This is a genomic window from Pseudoalteromonas sp. Ld19 (assembly GCF_045064135.1).
In the GTDB taxonomy this organism is placed as follows: Bacteria; Pseudomonadota; Gammaproteobacteria; order Enterobacterales; family Alteromonadaceae; genus Pseudoalteromonas; species Pseudoalteromonas aliena.
Map to the genome: position 1 here is coordinate 254,072 of NZ_JBISHA010000021.1, position 26,663 is coordinate 280,734.

General features: G+C 38.7%; 21 protein-coding genes. 1 reads left to right on the top strand and 20 read right to left on the bottom strand.

Annotation, left to right across the window (positions count from 1 at the left end; all coding sequences use genetic code 11):
• Positions 1-3: 3 nt before the first annotated feature.
• The 7 genes from ACJJVZ_RS13040 to ACJJVZ_RS13070 all read right to left on the bottom strand — a co-directional run bounded on the left by ACJJVZ_RS13040 (position 4) and on the right by ACJJVZ_RS13070 (position 9,145).
• Entirely contained in the window at positions 4-450 is a 447-nt protein-coding gene (locus ACJJVZ_RS13040; RefSeq protein ID WP_405601054.1) for a response regulator, read from the bottom strand.
• Complete coding sequence (locus tag ACJJVZ_RS13045) at positions 447-1,901, bottom strand: ATP-binding protein (RefSeq protein ID WP_405601056.1); 1,455 nt, start codon at positions 1,899-1,901, stop codon at positions 447-449. The genes ACJJVZ_RS13040 and ACJJVZ_RS13045 overlap by 4 nt, the downstream gene beginning before the upstream one ends.
• Positions 1,902-2,391: 490 nt before the next feature.
• On the bottom strand, positions 2,392-3,558 hold the full coding sequence (gene prpF / locus ACJJVZ_RS13050; protein WP_273049813.1) for a 2-methylaconitate cis-trans isomerase PrpF: 1,167 nt from the start codon (positions 3,556-3,558) through the stop codon (positions 2,392-2,394).
• Positions 3,559-3,569: 11 nt separating this feature from the next.
• Positions 3,570-6,179, bottom strand: a complete 2,610-nt coding sequence (acnD, locus tag ACJJVZ_RS13055) for a Fe/S-dependent 2-methylisocitrate dehydratase AcnD (RefSeq protein WP_405601058.1) — start codon at positions 6,177-6,179, stop codon at positions 3,570-3,572.
• A gap of 126 nt (positions 6,180-6,305) precedes the next feature.
• Positions 6,306-7,430 (bottom strand): 2-methylcitrate synthase, encoded by a 1,125-nt coding sequence (gene prpC / locus ACJJVZ_RS13060; RefSeq protein WP_193155594.1) that lies wholly within the window; start codon positions 7,428-7,430, stop codon positions 6,306-6,308.
• Between the two features lie 48 nt (positions 7,431-7,478).
• Positions 7,479-8,357 carry a methylisocitrate lyase gene (gene prpB / locus ACJJVZ_RS13065; RefSeq protein WP_138584073.1) on the bottom strand — a complete coding sequence of 293 codons (879 nt, stop codon included), beginning with the start codon at positions 8,355-8,357 and terminating at the stop codon, positions 7,479-7,481.
• 95 nt (positions 8,358-8,452) lie between these two features.
• Positions 8,453-9,145, bottom strand: coding sequence for a GntR family transcriptional regulator (locus tag ACJJVZ_RS13070; protein WP_193155596.1), 693 nt, complete (start codon positions 9,143-9,145; stop codon positions 8,453-8,455).
• Positions 9,146-9,409: 264 nt separating this feature from the next.
• Here ACJJVZ_RS13070 and rsmF point away from each other — a divergent pair, with 264 nt between their 5' ends.
• Entirely contained in the window at positions 9,410-10,861 is a 1,452-nt protein-coding gene (gene rsmF / locus ACJJVZ_RS13075; protein ID WP_405601062.1) for a 16S rRNA (cytosine(1407)-C(5))-methyltransferase RsmF, read from the top strand.
• A 193-nt stretch (positions 10,862-11,054) separates the two neighbouring features.
• Here rsmF and ACJJVZ_RS13080 read toward each other — a convergent pair whose 3' ends face one another.
• The 13 genes from ACJJVZ_RS13080 to ACJJVZ_RS13140 all read right to left on the bottom strand — a co-directional run bounded on the left by ACJJVZ_RS13080 (position 11,055) and on the right by ACJJVZ_RS13140 (position 26,606).
• Positions 11,055-11,744, bottom strand: a complete 690-nt coding sequence (locus ACJJVZ_RS13080) for a VpsP family polysaccharide biosynthesis protein (RefSeq protein WP_193155907.1) — start codon at positions 11,742-11,744, stop codon at positions 11,055-11,057.
• A gap of 19 nt (positions 11,745-11,763) precedes the next feature.
• Complete coding sequence (locus ACJJVZ_RS13085; RefSeq protein ID WP_193155598.1) at positions 11,764-12,492, bottom strand: tyrosine-protein phosphatase; 729 nt, start codon at positions 12,490-12,492, stop codon at positions 11,764-11,766.
• Between the two features lie 3 nt (positions 12,493-12,495).
• Positions 12,496-14,709 carry a GumC family protein gene (locus ACJJVZ_RS13090; RefSeq protein ID WP_405601065.1) on the bottom strand — a complete coding sequence of 738 codons (2,214 nt, stop codon included), beginning with the start codon at positions 14,707-14,709 and terminating at the stop codon, positions 12,496-12,498.
• Positions 14,710-14,732: 23 nt separating this feature from the next.
• Positions 14,733-15,254: a polysaccharide biosynthesis/export family protein gene (locus ACJJVZ_RS13095; RefSeq protein ID WP_405601068.1), complete on the bottom strand. Its 522-nt coding sequence runs from the start codon at positions 15,252-15,254 to the stop codon at positions 14,733-14,735.
• A complete protein-coding gene (locus ACJJVZ_RS13100) occupies positions 15,251-16,465 on the bottom strand; it encodes an outer membrane beta-barrel protein (RefSeq protein WP_405601070.1) in 1,215 nt (404 codons plus the stop codon). The genes ACJJVZ_RS13095 and ACJJVZ_RS13100 overlap by 4 nt, the downstream gene beginning before the upstream one ends.
• Positions 16,449-17,852 carry an undecaprenyl-phosphate glucose phosphotransferase gene (locus ACJJVZ_RS13105; RefSeq protein WP_405601073.1) on the bottom strand — a complete coding sequence of 468 codons (1,404 nt, stop codon included), beginning with the start codon at positions 17,850-17,852 and terminating at the stop codon, positions 16,449-16,451. Before ACJJVZ_RS13105 ends, ACJJVZ_RS13100 begins: the two co-directional genes overlap by 17 nt.
• Before the next feature lie 161 nt (positions 17,853-18,013).
• The gene (locus tag ACJJVZ_RS13110) at positions 18,014-18,412 is read right to left on the bottom strand and encodes a 3-phosphoshikimate 1-carboxyvinyltransferase (RefSeq protein ID WP_405601075.1); all 399 of its coding nucleotides are present in this window, start codon (positions 18,410-18,412) and stop codon (positions 18,014-18,016) included.
• 103 nt (positions 18,413-18,515) lie between these two features.
• Positions 18,516-20,717, bottom strand: a complete 2,202-nt coding sequence (locus ACJJVZ_RS13115; RefSeq protein ID WP_405601078.1) for a choice-of-anchor A family protein — start codon at positions 20,715-20,717, stop codon at positions 18,516-18,518.
• Positions 20,718-21,251: 534 nt separating this feature from the next.
• Positions 21,252-22,244 carry an acyltransferase family protein gene (locus ACJJVZ_RS13120; RefSeq protein ID WP_405601081.1) on the bottom strand — a complete coding sequence of 331 codons (993 nt, stop codon included), beginning with the start codon at positions 22,242-22,244 and terminating at the stop codon, positions 21,252-21,254.
• Between the two features lie 2 nt (positions 22,245-22,246).
• Entirely contained in the window at positions 22,247-22,978 is a 732-nt protein-coding gene (locus tag ACJJVZ_RS13125) for a WecB/TagA/CpsF family glycosyltransferase (protein ID WP_405601083.1), read from the bottom strand.
• Between the two features lie 46 nt (positions 22,979-23,024).
• The gene (locus ACJJVZ_RS13130) at positions 23,025-24,191 is read right to left on the bottom strand and encodes an aspartate-semialdehyde dehydrogenase (protein WP_405601085.1); all 1,167 of its coding nucleotides are present in this window, start codon (positions 24,189-24,191) and stop codon (positions 23,025-23,027) included.
• 2 nt (positions 24,192-24,193) lie between these two features.
• Positions 24,194-25,270 (bottom strand): glycosyltransferase family 4 protein, encoded by a 1,077-nt coding sequence (locus tag ACJJVZ_RS13135; RefSeq protein WP_405601086.1) that lies wholly within the window; start codon positions 25,268-25,270, stop codon positions 24,194-24,196.
• A 1-nt stretch (position 25,271) separates the two neighbouring features.
• On the bottom strand, positions 25,272-26,606 hold the full coding sequence (locus ACJJVZ_RS13140) for a phenylacetate--CoA ligase family protein (protein WP_405601087.1): 1,335 nt from the start codon (positions 26,604-26,606) through the stop codon (positions 25,272-25,274).
• Between the last annotated feature and the right edge of the window lie 57 nt (positions 26,607-26,663).

The window sequence follows — 26,663 nt, forward strand, 5'->3', positions numbered from 1 at the left end:
CATTCAACTTTCAACTAAATGGTTACCGATAACGGTCAATACTTTTTCTTTTAGATCTTCAGCTTGAAAATCCCCTTTGACTAAATAGCCTTTAACAAAATCATATGCCATGATTATCTCTTTTTCTTCTTCTCTTTCAGATGAGCTAAACATCATAACCACACAGGAGCTTATTTCTATTATTTTTCTCAGTTCAGCAAACTCTTCTAAAAATTGCATCCCGTTAACTCTTGGCATATTGATATCTAAAAAAATTAAAATGGGAGGAAAATCGCCTGGATATTCTTGTCTGTTAGCTTCATAATTTTCTAAAAATTCTAACGCTTCTTGTCCATCATTTTTCTCAAAAATAGTGAGTTCCAAATTAGCTTCTTTTAGTAGTCTTTTAAGGATATAGCGGTCGACCTCGTTGTCATCAATAATTAATATAGGTGGTTTGGTTTTTTTCATTTTAGTGTATCCATCGGTATTATTATTTTAAATGTAGTCCCTTTATCAGAACTTTGTAATGAAATTTCTCCGCCTAAGTACTCTACATGTTTTTTTACAAGTGCCATCCCAAGCCCTGATCCACTACTAGTTTCAACATGAAATCGTTTAAACATATCAAACACTTCACTCTGATGCTTCTTTGGTATTCCGATCCCGTTATCAGTTACAATAATAATAAGCTGTTGTAGCTCATCGTGTATATCACAGTTAACGAAGGGTGAAGCGTTATCTTTGTCGTAATATTTCAACCCGTTTGATATTAAGTTTTCAATAATTTGGGCAAAGCGCGCCTTTTCTGACCTAATTGGTGTTGATAGATTAACACTGGTATTTAGAGTACATGGATTATCCTTCATCAACCAAGTTAACCGCTCTTTCATATCAATAAATATTTGCTCAAAATCAATAAAATCTTTTTCCTCATTGCCTATTTCGGCCTTGGCTAATAATAAAATATCAACAACCAGAGTTTCTAATTTTTCCATCTGCTGATAAATAATGCGTGCGTTATTGCTTGCTTCCTCAGTGTCCCCTGCTTTGATATCTTGAATTACAAATTGAGCCAACGATTTAGCGCCCGATAACGGTGATTTAAGATCATGAGATGCCCGATAAGCAAACTGTGCAAGCTCATCATTTGCTTGTTGGAGTGAGGCTGTTTGACTATTTACAATCGCTTTTAGCTCAAGACTGCTCTCGATGTTTAAAATCTCACTTTTGATTCGGTGCCTTGCCGCAATGACTAGTGCTTTTAATTCTCCACTCGTCTTCCTATCAAGCTCATCATCCAAATTAGTATTATCTTCGGATTTGTTTAATAAAAGCTTGGTTAAATTGCGAATAGAGCTTGATATGGTACGCGATAAATAACTTATAAAAATAATATTAAAAAGAGATATGATTAAAACCAGTGGTATTAAAGTCATTAATATAAACGACACCGTCTTTCTGATTGGTTCCTCAAACACCTCCGAATGTTGATTAAAACCATCAAGTGTCGCATTCATACCGATTAAAAAATCGTCTTTATTAAGCCTGTCGTTTTTATACTGCTGAACAAGCAGTAATGCGCTATCAGCAATTTTAATGTCATCTTCGCAAATCGTTATTGCTTGATCGGTTTTAATTACTTTCATTATAATGCGATTCAAATGATTTATTTCATTTAAGCAATCAATAGGTTGCTGCTTAATTGCTAATATATCTGATTCTATGGCTTGTATATCTACAGGTAGATCGCTTTTTATTCTTTCAACTGATTTTGTTAACTGATTAACATACTTTAAATGAAGAAAATTAAGCTGATGAAACTTAGCCCCTTTCGCTATTTCAAAAGCAGAAAAAACCGTAATGCTTATTTCAAACGTAGTCAACAGCACAATTAGCATCAGCTTGTTAGAAATATTCATGAATTACTAAACCTATTTTAATTATTAGTCGATGGTTTACTGCTATGACATCATATTTATCATCGCTTTTTGGGGTCTGTTGGCCTTTACGGATTAAAACTTGTTCTGTCTAGGGTGAGCCCAAAAGGCAGCGCATGTTTGGCATATGTGCTGCCTTATCACCAATTTATGGAAATCACACACCATAGGCACTACTTTGTCTAAAAACCAAACATTTTGCTGTAAATTCAACACAGAAAGATAAACAGGCTCGAGTATTAGTTATAGCAGGCATTACTTTTTTTGCTAGGCGGGGTATTAATTTTAATACCATTCAAAATTAATACTTGTTCTATTCAAGGGCAATTTAATTGCGATGTGAAATGTGTAACCGAATAAACTCAGTTACTATTTCAGTACTATGCTAATGACTTATATTGTTGTATGAATAAAGCAAGGCTTCAGCTGTTGCCTACATCCCTGTCAGCAACAAAAAGTAATGGCATCTATATTATTCGGGTACTCTTACAACGCCTTCCATTAATACCCGTGCACTGCGGCTCATACTTGCTTTAGTGACAAGCCAATTACCTGCACTGTTTTTAGCCTCAGCCCCTACTTTTAGCGTGCCCGACGGATGACCAAAGTTAACCTCACTTAATGCGCCGCCACCAGCGGCTATATTAACGAGTGTGCCTTCAATTGCTGCAGCTGTGCCAATAGCAACAGCAGCTGTGCCCATCATGGCATGGTGCAGTTTACCCATCGACATTGCGCGCACGAGTAAGTTAATGTTGGCAGCCTCAATAACTTTACCGCTAGACGCAGTGTAATCTAAAGGCGCTGCAACAAACGCAACTTTTGGCGTATGTTGGCGAGCTTGCGCTTCATTAATATCAGTGATTAAACCCATTTTAACGGCGCCATAAGCGCGAATGGTTTCGAGCTTTTCAAGCGCTGCAACATCGTTATTTATATCGTCTTGCAGCTCTGTGCCGGTATAGCCAATATCTGCGGCGTTAATAAATACAGTAGGAATACCTGCGTTTATCATCGTGGCTTTTAAAGTACCAACACCCGGTACTTTTAAGTCATCAACTACGTTACCTGTTGGAAATAACGCGCTATCGCCATCAGCAGGGTCCATAAATTCAAGTTTTACTTCAGCTGCTGCAAAGGTAACGCCATCGAGCTCAAAGTCGCCGGTTTCTTGCACTTCGCCATTGGTTATAGGGACATGCACTAATATGCTTTTTTTAATATTAGCCTGCCACACGCGCACAATAGCAACACCGTTATTAGGTACTCTGCTTTTATCGACCAAACCATTACTAATGGCAAAAGCACCGACTGCTGACGTTAAATTACCGCAGTTACCGCTCCAATCTACAAAAGGTTTATCTATCGCCACTTGACCAAACAAGTAATCAACATCGTGATCGGCTTGCTCACTTTTACTTAAAATGACGGTTTTACTGGTACTTGATGTCGCACCGCCCATGCCATCCGTTTGCTTAGCATACGGATCGGGGCTGCCAATAACGCGCAGTAATAAATTATCGCGCGCCTCGCCTGCTACTTGAGCAGGCTTTGGTAAATCAGTTAAATTAAAAAAAACACCTTTACTGGTGCCGCCACGCATATAGGTTGCAGGCACTTTAATTTGCGGTTTAAACATAATATTTGCCCTTATGCAGATTGCGTTGCTTCTAAAAAGTCTTGAGCAAAGCGTTGTAACACGCCACCAGCCGCGTAAATAGAAAGTTCTTCTTGGGTATCGATACGGCACTTCATAGGCACAGTGAGTACTTCACCGTCTTTACGGGTAATGCTTAGATTGACGGTGGCACCTGGTTTTAAATCACCCGCTACATCGTACGTTTCACTGCCATCTAGCTTGAGCGTTTTACGCGTTGTGCCCGCTTTAAATTCAAGCGGTAACACACCCATACCAATTAAGTTAGTACGGTGAATACGCTCAAAACCTTCTGCTGCTATTACTTCAACGCCGGCAAGCCTTACCCCTTTTGCCGCCCAATCACGCGACGAACCTTGACCGTAATCGGCACCGGCTACGATAATAAGTGGTTGCTTACGCTCCATGTAAGTTTCGATTGCTTCCCACATACGAGTATTAGTGCCTTGTGGCTCTATTCGCGCGTAAGAACCTTGTTTGACCTCACCGTTTTCATCAAGCACCATTTCATTTAACAGTTTTGGATTAGCAAAGGTTGCACGCTGCGCTGTTAAATGATCGCCTCGATGCGTTGCGTACGAGTTGTAATCTTCTTCTGGCACATTCATTTTGGTCAGGTATTCGCCAGCAGCACTACTTGCCATAATTGCGTTTGATGGCGATAAATGATCGGTTGTAATGTTATCGCCAAGCACTGCAAGCGCACGCATACCGGTCATTGTGCGCTCACCCGCAAGTGCACCTTCCCAATAAGGCGGGCGACGAATGTACGTACTTTCTGGACGCCAGTCGTAGAGAGGATCATTATCTTCACCGTAATCTACGGTTAAATTAAACATCGGCTCGTATACTTTTCTAAATTGCTCTGGCTTAACGCTTTGCTTAATTACTGCATCAATCTCTTCGTCAGACGGCCATAAATCTTTAAGCGTAATATCGTTGCCTTGTTGATCTTGCCCTAGTATCCCTTTTTCAATATCAAAGCGAATAGTACCTGCAATGGCGTACGCAACAACTAAAGGAGGTGACGCTAAAAATGCTTGCTTAGCATAAGGATGAATACGCCCATCAAAGTTACGATTGCCCGAAAGCACCGCTGTCGTGTATAAATCGCGGTCGATGACTTCTTTTTGAATAACAGGGTCAAGGGCACCGCTCATGCCGTTACACGTTGTACACGCAAAACCAACAATGCCAAAGCCCAGTTGCTCAAGCTCTGTTAATAGGTTTGCATCTTCAAGGTATGATTGCACCGCTTTTGAGCCCGGTGCTAATGAAGTTTTAACCCAAGGTTTACGCATTAACCCCTTAGCATTTGCGTTACGGGCAAGCAGTGCTGCGGCAATTACATTGCGTGGATTACTGGTATTAGTACAGCTAGTAATAGCGGCAATAATACATGCGCCGTCTGGCATTAAGCCTTCTTCATTTTCAACAACGCCCGAAATACCTTCTTTAGCTAAATCGCTTGTCGACACACGGCGGTGCGGATTAGATGGACCGGCAATATTGCGCCCTACGCTTGATAAGTCAAACTTAAGTACACGCTCATATTTTGCGGTTTTTAAGCTATCGCTCCAAAGGCCTGCTGTTTTAGCGTAGTTTTCTACAAGGGCAATTTGTTCTTCTTCGCGACCGGTTAAACGCAAGTAATCTATTGTTTTATCATCGATATAAAACATAGCTGCAGTTGCGCCAAATTCAGGCGTCATGTTCGAAATAGTTGCTCTGTCACCAAGTGTAAGCGCGTCAGCACCTTCACCGTAAAACTCTAAATAAGTAGATACAACACGTTGCTCGCGTAAAAATTCAGTAATAGCCAACACAATATCGGTTGCGGTAATACCTGGTTGGCGCTTACCTGTTAGTTCAACACCGACAATATCAGGTAAGCGAATATAAGAAGCGCGGCCAAGCATTACGCTTTCAGCTTCAAGCCCACCTACGCCAACAGCAATAACGCCCAGCGCATCAACATGTGGCGTGTGGCTGTCGGTACCGACTAGTGTATCTGGGAAGGCAATGCCATCTCGGTTTTGAATAACCGGCGACATTTTTTCAAGATTAATTTGATGCATAATGCCGTTACCCGGTGGAATAACGTCAATATTTTTAAACGCAGTTTTAGTCCAGTTGATAAAGTGAAAGCGGTCGTCATTGCGTCTGTCTTCAATAGCGCGGTTTTTTTCAAATGCGTCAGGATCAAAACCGGCATGCTCTACCGCTAACGAATGATCCACTATTAACTGCGTGGGTACCACAGGATTCACTTTTGCCGGATCGCCGCCTTTGGCTGCAATTGCATCACGCAAACCTGCTAAATCAACAAGTGCCGTTTGGCCTAAAATATCGTGGCATACTACGCGCGCCGGATACCACGGGAAATCTAAATCTTGCTTGCGCTCAATTAGCTGATTAAGTGCATCGGTTAACATGGCAGGGTCGCATCGGCGTACTAGGTTCTCGGCAAATACACGTGATGAATAAGGTAGCGTGGCGTATGCACCTGGCTTAATTGCATCTACGGCTTCTTGCGTATCGTAATAGTCGACATTTGAGCCCGGTAGAGGTTTACGGTATTGGGTATTATTAATTATGGTCATAATAAATTCGCTAATTGGTGACGGTGCTTGCTCACAGCTAGCGTGTTTAATGAAAAGTTTGAGAAAAACTGCTCGCTAGTGGCTATGTGCAATAAAAAAGTGAGCACATGCGTGCTCACCCATTTTTTAACGTGACTCTATTGGTGTGTAACTACGTGCATCGGGCCCTGTATAATCGGCACTTGGGCGAATAATACGGTTGTTAGCACGTTGCTCTTTAACATGGGCAGTCCAGCCAGTAACACGGCTCATTACAAATATTGGCGTGAATAATTTAGTTGGAATATCCATAAAGTGATAAGCGGATGCATGGAAAAAATCAGCATTACAAAACAGTTTTTTCTCGCGCCACATAATCTCTTCACAACGAACAGACACAGGATAAAGCACGGTATCACCTACTTCATCGGCTAGTTTTTCAGACCATTTTTTAATGATCACATTACGTGGATCAGACTCACGATAAATAGCATGGCCAAAGCCCATAATTTTGTCTTTACGTGCAAGCATGCCCATGACTTCTTGCTCAGCATGCTCTGCACTTGTAAAACCTTGGATCATATCCATAGCCGCTTCGTTAGCACCACCATGAAGTGGACCACGTAGCGTACCAATCGCGCCTGTTACACAAGAATGAATATCCGATAAAGTTGAAGCACATACACGTCCCGTAAAGGTAGAGGCGTTAAATTCATGCTCTGCGTATAAAATTAGTGATACGTTCATCACTTGCGCAAATAACTCGCTGGGTGCTTTGTCGTGTAACAGTGTTAAAAAGTGTGCGCCAACTGAGTCATCATCTGTTTGCGTTTCAATACGTACGCCGTCGTGTGTAAAGCGGTACCAGTAACAAATAATACTTGGGAACACAGCAACCATACGATCAATTGCATCGTTGGCTTGGCTAAAATCATTTTCCATTTCTAGGTTACCCAACATTGAGCAACCTGTGCGCATTACATCCATTGGATGCGCGTCTTTAGGAATATTTTCAAGCACAGTTTTAAGCGCATCTGGTAAGCCGCGTAAACTTTTTAGCTTTGCTTTATACTCGGCCAATTCGCTAGTTGTTGGTAACTCACCGCGTGAGAGTAAAAACGATACTTCTTCAAACTGCGCTTTTTCGGCCAATTCGCTAATATCGTAACCACAATACGTTAAACCAGAACCACTTTGTCCAACAGTACACAATGCTGTTTGACCAGCCACTTGTCCGCGTAAACCTGCGCCGCCTAATGCTTTATCTACCATGATCTTCTCCTGTCTATAATTTGTGTGTGGTATCTATTTTAATAATTATTATTTGTCAGATTTTGCTGAAAAAAGAGTATCGAGTGTGTTCTCATACGTGTGATAATCTAAAAAGTCGTAAAGCTCTGCGCGCGTTTGCATATTTTCAATTTGGCTTTGTTGCGAGCCTTCATTTAAAATTGCTGAATACACGTTTAGTGCGGCTTTGTTCATGGCTCTAAATGCACTGAGTGGGTAAAGCACCATTTCAACGCCTACATCACTTAACTGCTCTTTAGTGTAAATAGGTGTTTGACCAAACTCAGTAATATTTGCCAAAATTGGTACATTAATCGCTTTTGCAAATGCTTGGTAATCAGCAAGGTCGTGCACGGCTTCTGCAAAAATGGCATCTGCACCGGCTTCAACACAGGCAGCTGCACGGTCAATAGCGGCATTTAAACCTTCTTTTTGAAACGCATCGGTACGGGCCATAATGTAAAAATCGCTGTCGGTTTTTGCATCAACCGCCGCTTTAATGCGGTCAACCATCTCACCTTGGCTGACAATTTCTTTATTTGGGCGATGCCCGCAACGCTTTTGCGCTACTTGATCTTCTATATGAAAACCCGCCGCACCGGCTTTAGTCATTTCTTTTACTGTGCGTGCAATGTTAAACGCCCCACCCCAACCGGTATCGGCATCAACAAGTAGCGGTAAGTCGCTAGCACCCGTAATACGACGAATATCTTCAAGCACGTTATCAAGGCTTGTCATACCTAAGTCAGGCATACCAAACGAGGCGTTTGCAACACCCGCACCTGAGAGGTAAATAGCTTGGTGGCCCATTTTTTCTGCCATCATCGCTGTGTAGGCATTAATAGTACCTACCACTTGTAACGGGCGATTATTAGCAATAGCGTGTTTAAATTTTAATCCTGCTGACATTACTTTCTCCTCACTTTGAACGGTTGCTACGTGGAGTAACTTATAGTTTTAATCTGTAATTATGACTGTTTAACTGTTTTACTTATTTTTTCGGCTTATGCTTTTTGCTTAGCTAATAAGTCGAATTTGGTTTGAATATTGGCTTGCGATGCACTGATGTGGCGCTTCATTAGCATTTCAGCGAGTTCGCCGTCGTGGTTTTCAATAGCGTTAATAATAGCTAAATGTTCATCAAATGCTTTTGATACACGCGGCCCCACCATGCCCATTTGTACGCGGTACATTCTTATTAGTTGATAAAGCTCATTACACAGTAAATGAATTAAATGCGCGTTTTTGCTGCCTTTAATAATACGGTAATGAAAATCTAAATCGCCGGCTTCTTGATAGTAAGACTCGCCCTCTTTAACACGTTGTGTTTGCAAGTGCTGATTAAGTAATTGCTTTAAGCCTTTTATCTCTTCGGGTTCCATATTGTCGGCAGCCAGCCTACATGCCAAACCTTCAAGTGAGCTGCGAACTTGATAAACTTCAATCAAACGCTCAGCGGTAAGGGCAACTACTCGGCAACCTACGTTAGCTTTACGCTCAACAAGGTAGCAACTCTCTAAGCGATTTAACGCTTCTCTAAGCGTTGCACGGCTTACACCATAACGCTTTGCAAGTTCAGGCTCTGATATTTTACTGCCTTGAACTATACTGCCTTCAACAATCTCACGGCGCATATCTACAAATACCTGATCTGATGCGGTAGTAATAGGCGCTTCGTTTAAAAATGTGTGTGTCATAAGTTATTTTTAGATTGTCGACAATTAATGCCGTTACTATGTGCTTATTAAAAAACCATGTCAACCCTTGAACCCAACAAAAAGACTAAAAAGCGCACTTATTGTCGACACTATTAATCTAAAGTCGTATAAAAATGCTTTTAAAATAGACTAAACCAGTAAAGTGTCGACACTGCAATAAAACTGATGTTACGTTTTTTAGCGCTGAAAATGCGTTATATAAATGCTATTATCGCGCTTTATTTTTATAGTATGAGCCAACGCGTGAACGCCAACACTTTTATTCCTGAGCACTTTATTGATGACGTAAAAACCTATTTACCAGCGCATCTAAACTTAGATGACTTTTTAAATGCGTGTCGCAGGCCACTCAGAAAATCTATCCGCGTTAATACATTAAAAATTAGCATTGAAGAATTTGTAGAACGTGCAACTGAAAAAAATTGGCTGCTAACCCCCATCCCTTGGTGCAGTAAAGGCTTTTGGTTAGAACGCCCAAGCGATGAAGAGCAAAATCTGGCCCTTGGTAATACTGACTTACATTTAAGTGGTGCAATGTACGTACAAGAAGCAAGTTCAATGCTGCCGCCTATTGCCTTAAAACAAAGTATTGAACTCACAGGCACTCAAAATAACACTGTACTTGATATGGCATCAGCACCAGGCTCTAAAACCTCACAGTTAGCTGCGCTTATGAATAACCAAGGCGTGCTTGTTGCAAACGAGCTTTCGTCATCTCGTTTAAAGGTACTTAGCGCAACACTCAAACGTATGGGGGTTGGTAACTGTGCGCTCTCGCACTTTGATGGCGTTATATTTGGCAACTACATGTTTGAATGCTTTGATAGCATATTGCTAGACGCACCCTGCTCTGGTGAAGGTACTGTGCGTAAAGACGCCGACGCACTTAAAAATTGGTCAATCGAATCAAATATCGGAATAGCCCAAGTACAAAAAGACTTAATCAAAAGCGCATTTTACGCATTAAAGCCAGGTGGCACCTTAGTGTACTCAACTTGTACACTTACTCCGCTCGAAAACCAACAAGTGTGTGATTATTTACTCAGTGAATTTGGCGACTATATAGCGCCTGAGTCCCTAAGTGATTTATTTGAAGGTGCAAGTAAAGCCACCACAAGTGAAGGCTATTTGCATGTTTGGCCGCAAACCTTCGATAGCGAAGGCTTTTTTATTGCTAAATTTAAAAAGCACGCAAGTTGCGATAATCCAAATCAAACTGTTAAAAAAGGCGCGTTTCCGTTTAACGAGTTTGATAAAAAGCAAAGTGCCGCGTTTATGCAATCGCTTAAAAAGCATTTTGGGTTAACTAATCTACCTGGCAACTTAATGCAGCGCGACAAAGAACTGTGGTTATTTCCACAAGGGTTTGAAGCCGTGCAAAATAAGATTAAGTACGCACGTTTAGGCATTCAGATTGGCATTATTCATAAAAATGGGGTGAGGCTAACACATGAGTTTGCAACTGTATTTGGCAATGAATGCAAAACTAATATTTACGCGTTAAATAACGAGCAAGCAAATGATTATTTTCAAGGTAAAGATATACGCTTAACTGAAGCAACTCAAACAATTGGTGAAGTCGTTTTAACACTATGCGGCTGCCCTATTGGGCTGGGTAAATGGCAAAAAAATAAGATTAAAAATTCATTACCACGAGATCTGGTACAAAATACACAATTAATCAGCTGGATTTAAAGTAATACTTTTTAATTAAATACAGTTATATCGAAAAATTAGTTATGCTTTATTGAGCAGCTTTACTACACTTTCAAGTACTTTCTTCTTCTCCCTAAAGAATCTAGAAAGTTTTTTTAGTTAACGCTAGACTCAAATTTGAGTCACTTTAAAGCCCAGAGTGCTTATAAGTCTCTGGGCATTTTTTTTGCTTTTATTTACAGTGTACTTTATACAGGTGGGCCGCTCTAACGTCTTCAAACGCATTACCAAATTGAAGTGACAAGCACAATGTAGGGAGTCTATTAACTTGTTTAGCTAAATTAAACACTTCAAAAAAATGGTATCCGTGTTTAACTGCCAAATTTAATTCAGCAACGTATAGCGCTTTAAACTTAGGCGATAAATTTGGCCAATTTATTAAAGCAAGTTGAATGATCCCTAAATGAACACTTAATTTATTTGGCCCAACGGACTTTGCTTGTTGAATATACTCATAAACACGTTCACTGGCCCCTTCTTGATAACTAACAACTTGCGCTAATGCAATCCATGTTTCAGCCCAGCTTTGCCTTAACTCAACTGACTTTAAAAGCGCTTGTTCAGCCTCTTTATAAATTTGCATATTATTGGCTTGCGTAGCTTCAGTTGAATCTTTAAAGGCATTAATAGTTAACATATTTATATGCGCACTTAACTGCCAATAATGTGGGTGCGAAGGTTCTAACTGAGTTGCCAAGGCAATAGCATGTTTTGCATCAGATAGCCGCGAGTAATCGGCTGGATCAGCAGTCATATGCTGCACAGTATTACGTGCACTGAAGTACCAAGAATTAGCACGCATACTCTGAACACTAAGATAAATGATGCATAAAGTAACCATAGCCAAAATAGCGGCTTGCATCGTCCGATTAAATTTAAAGTTAATCACTAAATAAAGACTCAGTTAAATGCCAAGGGTTAGTTAAAAATAACTTAGTTGCTTTTTCAGAGCCAATTAAATCACTAACAATTTGCTTTGCATTACTTAATATTGGTGGCCTGCGCTTTACTGAATGTGCATCGGTTGCCACATATCTGACTAAATCGGCTTTAAGCATATCTTCGCAAATTTGCTTAGCTTTATCGCCCCAGTGCCCTTCTAGGCTTGATGCCGTTAATTGAAACTCACAACCGAGTTGTTTTAAATGTTCTATATAAAACGGTTTTTCTTGAATATCACGGTTACGCTCAGGATGAGGAATTATTACTTTAATATTTTGTTTTGCTAACCACGAAATAAACTTATCGTAACCTTGAGGTACATGCGAATGGGGTAACTCTAATAATAAATAGTTCACACCTTCAATGTGGCCAATAAAAGGGAGTTTATTCGCCATTATTAATGCCATAAGCTCTACATCTAAACGAACCTCAGCAGCGACTGCTAACTTAATCGTGATCCCCGCATTTATAGCATGCGTTTTTAAATTAGCGAGATCATCATATATATGAGAACTCGCATTATTAAAGCGCCCTAGATGAATGTGCGGGGTAGCTACCATATGCGTTATACCATCGCTTTGCGCTATTTTTAATAACGCTAAAGCTTCATCTAAATCTTTAGCGCCATCATCAATTCCTGGCAAAATATGAGAGTGTATATCAATCATAAGTTAGCTATCTTTTTGCGGTTGCTCTGGTTGTTGAGAGTAGTCATAGTAATCGTAGTAACCGTGGCTATGCTCATCTTTACTTTTGCTCATATCAACCTTGTTAAGAACAACGCCAGCAACGTGGGCTTTTACTTCAAACAAACGCTCAAGCCCTGCCGTAATAGGCTTAATACGTGTTATATCTGATTTAACAACATAGACTACCGAATCGACACTTTGTGCAATAACCAAAGCGTCACTTACTGCTTGAGTAGGCGGTGTATCGATAATAATATGATCGTACTTCGCTTTTAATACCGTTAATAAATCATCAAACCGTGAGTTAGAGAGTAATTCCAACGGATTACTCGGAATTTGACCACTTGGCATAATAGCAACACCTGACTTTTCATCCATGTGCACACACTCTGCAAACTGCTCTGTACCCATCATTAAATTACTTAAACCAGGATGAAAAACAGGAATATCAAAACGTTTTGCTAAGCTTGGTTTGCGTAAATCAGCATCAATCAATAATACTTTGCCCATCTGGGCAAGCGACATTGCTAAATTAGCAGATGTTGTTGTTTTACCTTCCCCTGGCGACGTTGAAGTAACAGCAATTACTTTATGCGCACGGTCTAAATGAGTAAGTAACAAGCTAGTACGGAATGTGCGTACCGATTCAGCGAAGCGTCTATAGTGTTCTTCTAAATACGCATGGATCGGAAAGTAACTGTTTTTAGGGATATTGACATGCGGAAGCAGTCCCAGCATGCGCTGCGCTAACTTACTTTCAACATCACTTTTTGTTTTAATCGTATCGTTGAGTGCATCAAATATAAAACTCATCACCACTGCAAAGCCAAAACTTGCAACAAATGCTAATATAACAATTAGTTTTTTATTTGGTTTACTGGGATCTTTAGGTGCATAAGCACGGTCAGTAAAACGGGCTGCCGCTGAACTAAAGTCACTCGTTACTTCCGTTTCTTTAGAGCGCGATAAAAAAGTATTGAAAATATTACGATTCGTTTCTACTTCACGCTTAAGCTGATTGTACTGCGTTTCTTTGCGGGTAATATCTTGATATTCGGCACGAATTTTTGCTAAATCGCGTTCAAGCGCGTTTACTGTGCGGGTAGTCCTGTTAAGCTCTTTTTCAATGCCCGTAATAAGGCCTTTAATTTGCTTATTTAAATTAGCTTTAACCGTCGCAAGCTCAGCCTTTGCTGATATCATTTTAGGGTGTTTTACACCATAAACTTCAGCAAGCTCACTTACTTTTCGCTCAACTAAAACAACCTCACGTTTTACATCTTGTACTACGCGGTGTGATGTAATTTCAGGCATACTACCTAAAAGCTCAATATTATCGTTACCGTATTCATTGATAACGCGATTAATACTTTCTAAGTTATTTTTTGTGGCACGTGTTTCTACCAACTGCTTAGACATTTGTTCAAGTTCTTGCGTTACCAGCCCCGCAATACCTTCAATATCAACAAGTTTTTGTTCTTCTCGATAAGCTTGTAAGCGCACTTCAGAGCTATCTAATTGAATACGCAGCTCTGATAAGCGCGTATTTAACCAGCTCGATGCCTGCTGAGTAATGCCCATTTTAGCGCGCATTTGGCTTTCAATATAAACTTCACCCACGGTATTGGCGACAAGTGCTGCAAGTTTAGGATCGCTCGACTCAAAACTAACTCTAACTAGCTGAGTTTTATTTATTGGCGACACACTGAGTCTTGACTTAAAGCTAGCAAGCAAATCAAGCATCTTTCTTTGAGCTTGTTCCTCAGGTGAAAGAAGTACTGTCTCTTTTTTATTTAAAAAAGGTAGGACACTTTTAATCGAACTTTTAAGCTCACCTAAAACAGAGGGCTTAGCAATAAAGTCTGTGTGTGACTTTAAATCTAGTTTGGTTATTACTTCGCGTGCAATACTATTTGATTTAATAACTTCAAATTGCGTTAAGTAATATTCTTTTTTTGTGGAGTCTAAACCGTAAATTTCATCAAAGCTAACTGCTTTTGTCTGCTCTGCTTCAATCAATAATGTAGCGGTTGCCGTATACTTAGGTATTAAAGTTAGAGTAACCATAATAGTCAAAAGCGTAACAACTGTCGCAAAACCTAAAATACGCCATTTAGAACGTTTAATAACATTGAGGTATACACCTAAATCAATAACTTCATCGTTATTGCTAGGCTTATCGGATATATGATTCATTTTGTAATTGCCTTTAAACTGCTTTAAAACAAGCGTTGTTCTATTTTTATGGTATCGCCCGCTGCAATTTGGCTATTCAAGCTGCCTTTTTGTTGCTGCTCTTTAGTTTGTTCTTTAAAAATGTATATTTTATCAACCGAAGCACGCTCAGTTAAACCTCCGGCTAACGCAATTGCTTGGTTAACCGTCATCGCAGGTTGATAAGGGTAGGCACCAGGTTCTTTTACTTCGCCATGAATATAAAAAGGTCGGTACTCTATTACTTGCGCATATACATTAGGGTTTACTAAATAATCAGGATGTAAACCGTCGCTGATCACTTTTTCAACTTGGGAAGGATTTAAGCCAACCAGTTTAACTTTACCCAAAAATGGGTAGTTAATTTCGCCACTATTACCTAACAAAGCCGTTACATCTAAATCGGGTTGACCAAATACTTTAATTTCTACTTTATCGCCAGGACCAATAATATAACTTTGTGAGTTTTGCGCGTAACAACTAAAGCTAAAAATTAAAACACTAAAAATCAGTAACTTAAAATTCATTTATTAGCCTTCAATGCAAAGGTAAAGTTAATACCTACAATAACACGGTCAAACTCGATGTCGCTTTGTGTTGAATTACGGTCAATAAAATCAACATAGCCTGTTATCATGCCAAAGTTATTAGCTAAGTAATTTAAACCCAAACGGGCATTTTTAACTTTATCTTTACGGTTAAAGTTACCTGAATATTCTTGGTCGACGTAATTAGCGCTTACTACAGAGCTTAAGTAATCACTCCAATCATGTTGCCAAGTAGTACCATAAACACTTTCACGAATGTAATCGCCTTCAACTAATGGATCTCTTGCTGCACGGCTAGTAACAACCTGTAACGTTGAATACGTTAGTGGTTTCCAAACGGCTGCGGCTTCCCAGCTCAAGCCACTAAAATTATCGCGTAAGTTCGACTTAAAATCTTTATTTTGATAACCCAATTTAAACGAGCCTGTAGTGACGGCTGTAGCTTCCCACTCCATACCAAATAACACTTTTACGTCATCTGAATCGCGAGTAATACCGTTAGAATCAATGACATCGTAGCGGTAGTTTTCTTGCTTTACTTCTAAAAATGCACGCGTACCTGCTTGGGTATTATAATAACCGGTAATACCTAACATGGGTTTATCGTAATCACGATACTGCGATATAGCGGTAAAATTTTGATAATTTTTGTTATAGTAGCCTGCTGTTAAGGCAACCTGAGCTTTAGAGCTTTGTGCACCATATTCATAATGAGCAGTTAGGTTTTGCTGTTGATATTTAATCAATTCATTATTAATATCAGCTCGTCCTTCGGTTAGACCACTCCCTCTCAGCTCATATAACCAATCAGCGTCGCCTGTAACATCTAAACGATGTTGACTCGTAAACTCTTTGTGCACTCCTGCGCCGACATTAACTTGCGTAAAGTTATCTGTTGTATCTTTATTATGAAATGACGTGCTTGAGGCAACATCAAACTTATAACTGTCAGGGCCGTCTTCAATTAACGCATTAAGGCTAGGCGCAATGTTCCATATTAAACGTGTTTGCGTAGCTGAAGGTGTCATAAAAAAGTTATCGTTACTGCTAACGCCAAGCTGAAGCGTTGGTGTAATTTCAGCACCGTCTTTCGTCATTACACTGCCAGGTTGTAGTTCAACAGCAAATGTTGGAGCAGATAACCCCAACGCAACAAGTAAAGTGGTAATTGTATTAGTACGCATTTTCACTTTTAAATCCCTTAAAAATTGTCATAAAAATTATTTTAATATCAAACCATAACGACCAATGTTTAATGTAATGTAAATCAAACTCTACTCGTTTAGCCATTTTATCTAGTGTATCTGTTTCACCACGCCAACCATTAATTTGCGCCCAACCTGTAATCCCAGGTTTAGTTTTATGCCTAAACATATAAAACTCGACCTTTTTCCGATACTCTTCGTTATGCGCGACAGCATGGGGCCTGGGGCCTACAATCGACATATCGCCTTTAATCACGTTTATAAACTGTGGTAATTCATCAAGGCTAGTCCTGCGTAAAAAAGCACCTAACTTAGTTATTCGTACATCGTTTTTTGTCGCTTGGGTGACAACATCGCTATTTTCTGTCACCGTCATGGAGCGAAATTTCCAAACTTTTATCTTTCTACCATCAAGCCCGTAACGATCTTGCTTAAAGATAATAGGCCCTTTTGATGTTAGTTTTATTGCGGCCGCTATTACCAGTAAAACAGGTGTAATTAACGTCAATATAATAGCCGATACAACCACATCCTCGGTACGCTTAATAAACTCGTGAGCACCAATACACGGTGACTCAAACACACTTAACGTATCTACTGCACCTACGTGTTCAATACGCGCATGAATAAGGTTTGATAATAAAAAGTCGGGGATAACATGAACATCAACCGTTGTATCGCCTAACTGCAATAATATGTCAGCAATGCGCCTTTCAGCCTTTAATGGCAAGGCAATGTATAAAATATCAATTTTACCTTCACGTGCTGCATCAACCGCTTGTTGTATAGCGCCCTCAACGTCATGCGATGCTAATTTACTAAATAAGCGCTCAGGTTTACGATCATCAAAAAAGCCTAAAAATTTAAAACCTAGTTCTTCATTTTTAATGATTTCTTCATGTAAATAAGCAGCTGACTCAGTTGCACCGACAATCGCAACATTACGTAAATTAAGCCCTAGCTTGCGACGATTTCGTTTGTATAAATGCACCGCAAGACGCCATGTATATAAAAAAGTAAAACTCAATAAAAACCATATTCCCAACCCTATCCGGGAAAGCGAATCAGTAAATTTAAATACAAACGATATAAAAAACAGCACGGCAAAAGCAATAAGCAATGAAGCCCAAGCGCACATTACCATGGTTTTAAACTTACCCGCACGCCAAGAACGATACGTGGCAAACAGCTCTGCGCTGTATAAAAAGCTCAGGGCAACACATAATACCGAGATAATATAAAAAGGAGATAACTGAAAACCGTACAGTAAAGCAGCGCATTGAAAAGCCAAAAATAGCGCAAAAATGTCAAATAGCCTATAAAAGTTGGCATCAGAAGAACCCGAAGGTTTAAATGTCCTTGAAGATGTCATTTTGCTAATCCTTGTAGCGATCTAATTGAAGTTAATTCAGCAAAGTAAATTTCAATGCATAATATAGTATTAGTGACTTTTATTCAACACTCAATAGACAAGTGTCCTAACAAATAAGTACTATTAAATACACCAACAATTGCAAAAAACAGGATTATTATTTATTTAAATAAATCTTTAAACCAATCCCACACCCCAAACGAATATCCTTCAAATATATCAATCCCTAAAGCCGATTTAATCAGATACAGCGCCAAGACCACGGTTAAACTCGCGATTAAGATAAAAAAAGTAACAATTGCTGCCTGTGCAATTTTCGCCATTTTTTGCTCTTTTGCACTGAGTCCTCGCCTATTTCTGCCAGCGAGTACAACAAAATAATATCTATACTTTAAAATTTTTATTACACCACGACAGTCAAGTGCGTGGTTTCCCCATTGCCTTGCACCTATAGCCACTTTTAAATGAGTAAGTTGTTCATCAGAAAAACTATCTTGTATCGTTTCGGGCATACGCTCTAATAAACTTCTTACTGCGGGGTCAGATCTTAAATCAGACAAATACACACTCCATTAAATAACCTCTATAAAAATAAACATATGTTTTAGCTAAACAATAAAAAAGCCAATTATAAATAATTGGCTTTTTTCAACAACGCTTAGCTTATTTTATTGTGCTTGAGCGATAAGTATTGTTATTTAACCAACTTTGTTTTTCAACCGTTGGTATTTTACCATCTTGAGTCACATTCGTTTGATGGAATGAATGTTGATTCCAAATACGCGTTGCATTTTTCCATGGTTTACTACTATCAGCAGCACCGTACACAGTTACACCATTATTAATGCTATAACGAGAATCATAATTGTTTGATACAACAACTAATTCTGCATTATCATCATTTTCTAAGTCAACAACAATTGGGTACTCCCAAAGCGTCGCAGATGAGCTATCTACAGATGATAAAACTGAACCATCAAGCCCGTTAAGTACTCTCACCTTGAAATGGTCTTGTACTAATACTTCATCAATACCGTCACTGTTAAAATCAAAAGCGCTCACTCCGACCTTACCACTCCAATCATCGTTATTAGAAACTGACCAAACAAGTTGACCCGTCTTATCATACATATCAACAGCTGTATATCCGGCGTGTACAATACCAATGTTATCTTTACCTAAAAAGCTAGATACCGCTTGTGCACCACCGCCAGAATTTGATCCATTAGTCACTTGCCATTTAACATTACCATTATGTTCAAGTACTGCGAGCACTCCACCATTACTAATACTGCTAGGGTTACTAATAACTATTTCAGGGTCTAAATCATCATCTAAGTTAGCAATGGCACTAAACCACGTACTCCCTGGCGTGCCATATTGCCATAGCAGCGCTCCATTAGAATCATACAAACCGCCACCGGCTAGCACTTCTTGGGAATTATTATTATCAGCATCAAATGCTGTAGAAGCCGCAGACCAGTTAGTTGTATAAAGCAAACCCGTATCGTAATTAAACACATTTGAACCAGTTATAATTTCAACAATACCGTCATTATTTATATCACTTAAAGTGACCGCACCCAAAGGCTTGCCAGATTTAGTAAGCTCTTTTTTAACTAGGCCGTTATTATCAATAACTTGCACTACTGCAGATGAATAATCGTTAATAACCAGCTCTACAATACCGTCATTGTCTAAATCAGCGGCTGCAATTGAATTACGTGCATCACCAAAAACCCCCCCGTTTTCATATGTCCACAACTCAGAGCCATCAATACCATTTAGCGCACGCACTAAGCCTAGCTTGTTAGTACTACTTTTAAACGATGTAATCACTACATCAGCTACGTCACTCTCGTTTATTGAACCATCATTATTATCATCATTAAGTTGAACAACAACTGGGGTAGACATTACTTGGTTGTATTCAGGCATAAATTCACTTGAATTCCACTGCCATTTTTGTTGCATCGCAAATGGTTCAATTGTTTTTGCCATATCTGGTAAGTTACCAGTAAACTCATTGCCTAACAGCGTCATTGAACCTTGAAAGCTTTTACCTATAACAGGCATAACGGCTGCACCGTAAAGAGCACTGATATCAGCATGAGGAGCTAAAACTACGCCTTCCCAGCGATTTCCTTTTATATTAAGGTCGCGCGCGTCAACAAAATTAAAAACGGTTTTAGTTACATGGCTTTTAAGGCGAGCAAAACTTTTGCCTCTTACTAATAATGTTGGGTCACCACTTATATTAAAAACCATAGTAGCGCCAGCTGGCATGCCTTGAACTTTAAATGTATGTGCTCTCGCAAATTGTTGTGCATCAATATTAAATACTTGCGTAGCGGAGGTATTATCGCCTTGTAAATACAGCCCACCCCACTTCCATTGAACTGTGCCGGTTGAATCAAGCTGCGCAAGTTCAGTGCTTAAATCTTTATAAAATGTTTCTTGTTCGTCAAAGTTAAACGGGAGTGAGGCTTGATCTTGATTTGCATAAATACTTGAGCCACGTTCCATCCCCCAACGTACGCTCCAGTGTACATCTGTACCACCGCCGGCAATCATACTGCCCACGTACTGACGACCGATTCTAAATTCAATCCCCGTCTCACTAATTAAGTAATATTCACTCGGGTTAGAACGGCGATTGTAGCCAACGCTGTAGCCACCTTTAATGCTTATGTCACCCGCAGCAATTGCACCATCAGCACGCCCTAAATGCGACTTAAATTCTTCAAATACCAATGCAGAAAAATTATTAGCAACACCTAAGTCACCAGCTAGTGTTGATGTACTTGCTAGAGTAAGTGCAATCATTGCACTCAATTTTTTATATTTTCTTAATGATTTAGTCATTTCTTCCCTCGAAAATTTAAATGTGCATTATCTTGCACTAAATTTGTAATCCTGCGCTTAATAAAAATTAAAAAGCCGCTTAACCTGTGCTGAAGATTATATATACAAATAAAATCAAAAGAAACACGAAATACAACAAAAGTACTGACTTTGTGTTAATTAAATGTTTATTTAACTTAAAATCAACTAGTTATAAAGTTTTTAATTCAAATTTAAATTTAAATAAAAAACAATGATCATTTTATCTCTGAGAACAAATTACGATCCAAAAAACAGCATCAAATAAAAAAGGATTACATGGCTTACCCGAGGATTAAATTATATTACTGTAAATAATACGCAGAATGAGGCTATTTACTCATGCAGCACTATCTGAGGGAATTGGGTTGGCAATAACTTGGAATATATTTTTTATTACAGCTTTTAAACTAAAGCTTATTTACGAATTTATAAATGGGAATGCATCATGCTACATTGACACAGTAAATATACAGAATGGTTCTACACCGCATAAAGAATTAAGCATTTAATCCCCTACAAACCAATAGCGCTAGGAGCTCTTTTTTTCAAAAAATTAAAAACAAAAATGCAAATAACAATTGCAAGCAATGAATTAAAATAAGGTAAAACACTAAACATAACGGAACTTGAGTCTAAGATCATTAACTGAAATTTATTTAAAAATCGAAAAATAATTAAATGCAGTGGAAAAATGGCAATGGAAGATAAGGCTAAAAGCCGAGATGTAGACGATGTTTTTAAAAGGCTACAAATTAAAAATAGTATAAAAATTCCCAAGCAAGAAATAAGCGGATATAGAAAAGGAATAACACCAAAGCTCAATTCACGCATATCAACCCGACCATTCTGTAACGCCGTGATATAAAAAATAGGTAAAAGTATGAGTAAAAGAATCCAGATAAAGTATTTTTGACTCAACACATTAGAATTTAATAGATCAGATTCTTTTATAACTCTCCCCATCTGAAAAAAGAACAATCCTACTACTGCAGAATCAAGACACCAATAAAACCTTGTCTTTATTAGCTCTACATTAACCAACAAAAAGGACAAAATAACAGCTGAAGTAATAAAGGCAGTTATTGGTTTCATCTTAGAAAAAATAACTATTTGCAAAACAGAAATAACTATTAAGCAAGGAAAAAACCACAACACCCCATTAATATGAAAACTATCGGCTTGGGCCGTTATTAAACGAAATAATGGATCAAACCAAGGCATGTTACTCGCCTGCCCGCTACCAAAAAAGTGTAATGGTAGCCAAAAATAAAATGAAACAAAAAAGAAAAAACTAAATGGTATTATTAACCTGTGATTTAATTTAATTAATGCTTTTTTTATAGGTTGTTGCCGAGAAGCCAAATAGCCTGACATGAAAAAAAATAAAGGCATATGAAAAGAGTAGATAAGTATATAAATACTTTCATTTAACCAAGCTGCGTGGCCTAATACTACTAATATGATCCCCGCAGCTTTCATATTGTCAATATAATTAATACGTGTCACGACTAATTAAAAAACTTGTTTTTTATCAGAAGTACAGCAAATCTAGTGTTAGTCACTAAATAACGTTTCCACATCCGACCTGGTTCTTGCATCACTCTGTATAACCATTCTAAGCCTGCTTTTTGCATCCATAGCGGTGCGCGTTTAACTTTACCAGCGACTACATCAAACGTGCCACCTACGCCCATTACAAAATCAACACCTAGTTTATCTTGCCATTTATTAATAAAATTTTCTTTTTTAGGTGATGTGATAGCAACAAACAACAACTTCGCGCCCGATTCTCTTATTTTAGTGACTACGGCCTCTTCATCTTCCCAAAAGTACCCGTCGTTATAACCTGCTATGGTTAAATCAGGATTTTGTGCTTTCACTTTACTTACTGTTTCACTTACAACCTCTTGTGTTGCGCCCAGTAAAAAAACAGGGAAGTCTCGTTTTGCGCTCATCGCTAATAGCTCATGAAATAAGTCAACGCCTGCAACGCGCTCTGGCACATCGTGCCCTAAAAAACGTGCGCCAAAAACAACGCCCATACCATCAATATTAATTAAATCACATGCTTTAACCGACTCAGCTAAAACAGGATCTTTTTGCATGTTTACTATTTTTGCAACATTTACCACAACGTGTTGTAAAAACTCTTTTTTTTCTATTCTATTTTCGATAAAAGACACGGTTTCTTGCATTGTAGCAATGTCCATCGGAGCCTTTAAAAATTCAATGCGTTTCATTAATATAATCCATTCTTAAATAGTGCTTAGCTTAAACAGTTACGTGCTACTTGTTAGATTTATTGCGATTAAAAAAGGCAAATGAATAATATACCCATGCCTGAGTCCAACGCACATAATCTACTTTATTGGTGAAGTGTTTGTTTTTTTGATAAATAAAGCGCTGGTGTGTTGGTAAATACAAAGTTTCAATAGAGCGATTAATTATCTTTTCTACCATTGCGAAATCTTCTGCTGTTTTACCTACTTTTAAAAGGGTAAAAATAGCTTGCGACACGCAGTGCATGTCTAGTGGATAGCGATTATTGTTGTAGTATTTAGCCGTACCATCGTCTTCAAAAAGATGCACTTTATAGTATTGTAAACCAAGGTCGATAGCCGTTTTAAATTCGTCTGTAACTAAAGCATCACTTAATAAAGTCAAGGCTTCTAAATTGTATCCGGTATGAAAACCATCAATAAATTGATGGTGGTGTCTTGCGCCGTAAACCCAAGACCCATCAGTGCCTTGCTCTGATACTGTTTGTCTAGCCGCACTAAGTGCTAGCTTTTTATACTCTTGATTATCTGTAAGTGCTGCGACTTTAGCCACCCAAGCAGCTCCCCAAAGATTAGCATTATGAACAAATGCAGTTTCACCCGGTATGTAACCAAAAAACTGCCTCCCCTCAAGCTCGGTGTATAAAGTTTTAACGATAAAATGCGCGCTATCGAGTGCCGGCTCGCTATATTTAGCTTCCCCTGTTATTTCACTTAATGCATATAGAGCCTGCGCTACATAAATGGTGGTAATAACGTTTGGTTTACCTTTGGGAACAAAGAATGCGCGTGCATTCCAATCAAAATGATAACCCCAGCAGCTATGCTGCCATAATTCTCGATCGCTTTGTTGAGTTAACAACCAATCGGCTAGCTGTATTCCTTCATCTAAATATACTTGCTCATTCGTTGCTTTATAGTCTTCTAATAAGCCTAAAATAAATAAGCCAATCCCCTTCGGATTACGCTTTTTAGGTATACCAAATAAAGGACGTAAATTGATGGCTAAACGCTTATGTAATTGAATCCATGCAAGACCAAAAATGCCTTTTTTTAAACTTGGAAACCAATTGAAAAAGCGACTGTTTAATCCATCAAATGGATCTTGGCCTGCATAATTATTTTTTTTCGCCCTATCAAGTATCAAGTTAGCGCAATTTTGACTATCTAACATTTTTAAAGCGCTCCAAGATCTGTGTATATCATTTTTATTTGTGGAATAATAACTTGTGGGCTAAAGTTTTTTAAAAATTTGGCTTTAGCGGCACATTCCATTTTCTTTGTTTGTGTTGGCGACTCAATAAAACTCTGCATTGCTAATTGTAATGCATTCGTATCACCAGCCTCAACAAGTAGTCCATCTATACCATGGGTAATCGCGTCTGGTATTCCACCCGCTGTGGATGCAATGACAGGAATATTACACGACATAGCTTCAAGCACCCCCATCGGGAAGCCTTCATTGTAGCTAGGTAACACATAGGCATTAGCTTGTTTAAGTACATTCAACTTGTCATCTCCTGAGATCCACCCAAGCAGCTTTACACTCTCTGTCAGCTCTAACGTTTCAACTAACTTACGGTATTTATTTATATCACCATCGCCTCCTAACAATAATCTCGATTGCGGGTGTTTTTGTACAACGTATTTAAATGCTTCAATTAAGTCTGTGACGCCTTTACGCTCACCTAAACGACCTAAAAATACGAAATTAAATTCTTCAGTGATACGTTTTTCAATCTCTAAGGCCGGTACCGCGTTATAAACCACAACTCCTTTTGATGGATCATCTAATATTGTCTCCAGCCATTGCATCCACTGTGAAGATAAAACAATTACTTTATCAACCGAATTAAACGTTTCCCTAATTTTTGCTTGCTTGGTAGCGTCGCATTCATTGCCATAAAACTCTCTAAATTCAGCACCATGGAGATGTAACACCACTTTTATATTAAAGTACTTTATTAATTTAATTAATTTAGATTTGCGCATGTAACTACCGCGTGAAGACATATGTATATGCACGAGCCCAATGTTACAAAATAGGAGTTGATATATTAAATTCAAAATACATAAACCAAAGGTAAATAATTGACTCAACAATCCAAATTTTGCATTTGTTGAATGACTGATCAATATCTCTGAATTGGTCATTTCAAAAAAGTGCTCATTGGCGTAACCATTTAATACCGTTGCAACGCCACCTTGGCCATTACGATCCGTCGCGATTGTTAAATTTTTAAGTTTTTTCAAGCTAAAACTCTCTTATTGCTTGTTTAATTTTACCGTTTTTTGTTCTTGGAATAGCATCCACTTTTTTTACACTAACCTTGATTGAATGCCCCAGTTTTTCTTTCGTGTTTAACATTAATTTATTTTGCTGTTCTATGTTAAATATTTCGTCATCAACAACAACTAAAATATCAATGCTAAAATCTGCTTTTTGTACAAATTGCGTCGCTAATAACCCCTGCACTCCTTTGGGTATATGATTCAAAATATGGATGTTTTGGCCATCTTCTCCAACCAAATAATCACCTACACGGCCTTCAATAGAATCAATGATGGGAAATACACGCCCGCATGGACAGGATGTTTCATCTGACAATAAAACGTGATCGCCTGTTTTATAGCGTATTAAGGGGTAGAGAGAATTGTTAAAATTAGTACCAACAATTTCAGCTCTATCTCGTCCATTTTCAGTTTTCCCTGCCGGAGTTAACTCTACATAAGAATAGTCTGTCATTATGTGGTAACGGCCATGTTCACAGCTTGCAATAGCAGCGACTCTTTCAAATAAGCCATACCAATCAAATACGGTGCACTTAAATCTTCTCTCGACTAATGCTTTGTCTTCTTTACTAAGAGACTCTGACGAGGTAATGATTGACTTTAAAGTACCTTGATAATAAGTGTCACTACTCTCTAAATACTTTGCCAGCGTAACAATAGACGATGGATACGCTTGAATCGCTTGGACCCCATAGTTTTGCATTGCATTTAAATAGCCATCTAGGTTTTTTTGTGCCAGATGAAATGAAGATAATAAAATCATATTTTCAAAATATGAGTAACGCCAAAAAGGGCCTTTTTTTTGCTCTTGTGGGACAATCATATCGCCGCGCAACCACGCTCGTTTATCGTTATGCTCAATCCCAGCCCAGTGCATCATTCTATTTATAAAAGCTTGCTCTGTAATTACCGATTGCATATTTTGTGGAATAGATAATGGAGCGCCAGTCGTGCCACTGGTTGACCCTTTAACAACCACACCTGATTTATTGGGCGACAAAAACTTATCTTTATTACTATTTACCTCGGCCTTATCAATATAAGGAAACGTATTTATATCATTGCCAAAACGTTGATAAAAAGCGATGTTACGTTGCGCTTCTGTGAGTACTTTTTTAAGGGTTTTACTTTGATATTGCTTTAGCGCCTCTGAGTCATAGTCATGGGCAATTAGCTCTTTGGTGAGCTGCTCACACTCTTTATTTTCTCTCAGTTTTTTGCGTATAAATGCTCTTGAACTTAATAAAACATTTTGGATAAAGACAGGGCTCAATCTATATACTTTGCTGGTAAACATTAATAGTAATCCTTTGCCGCGATATTTAATTTAATAAATTTACATGAATATTCTGCA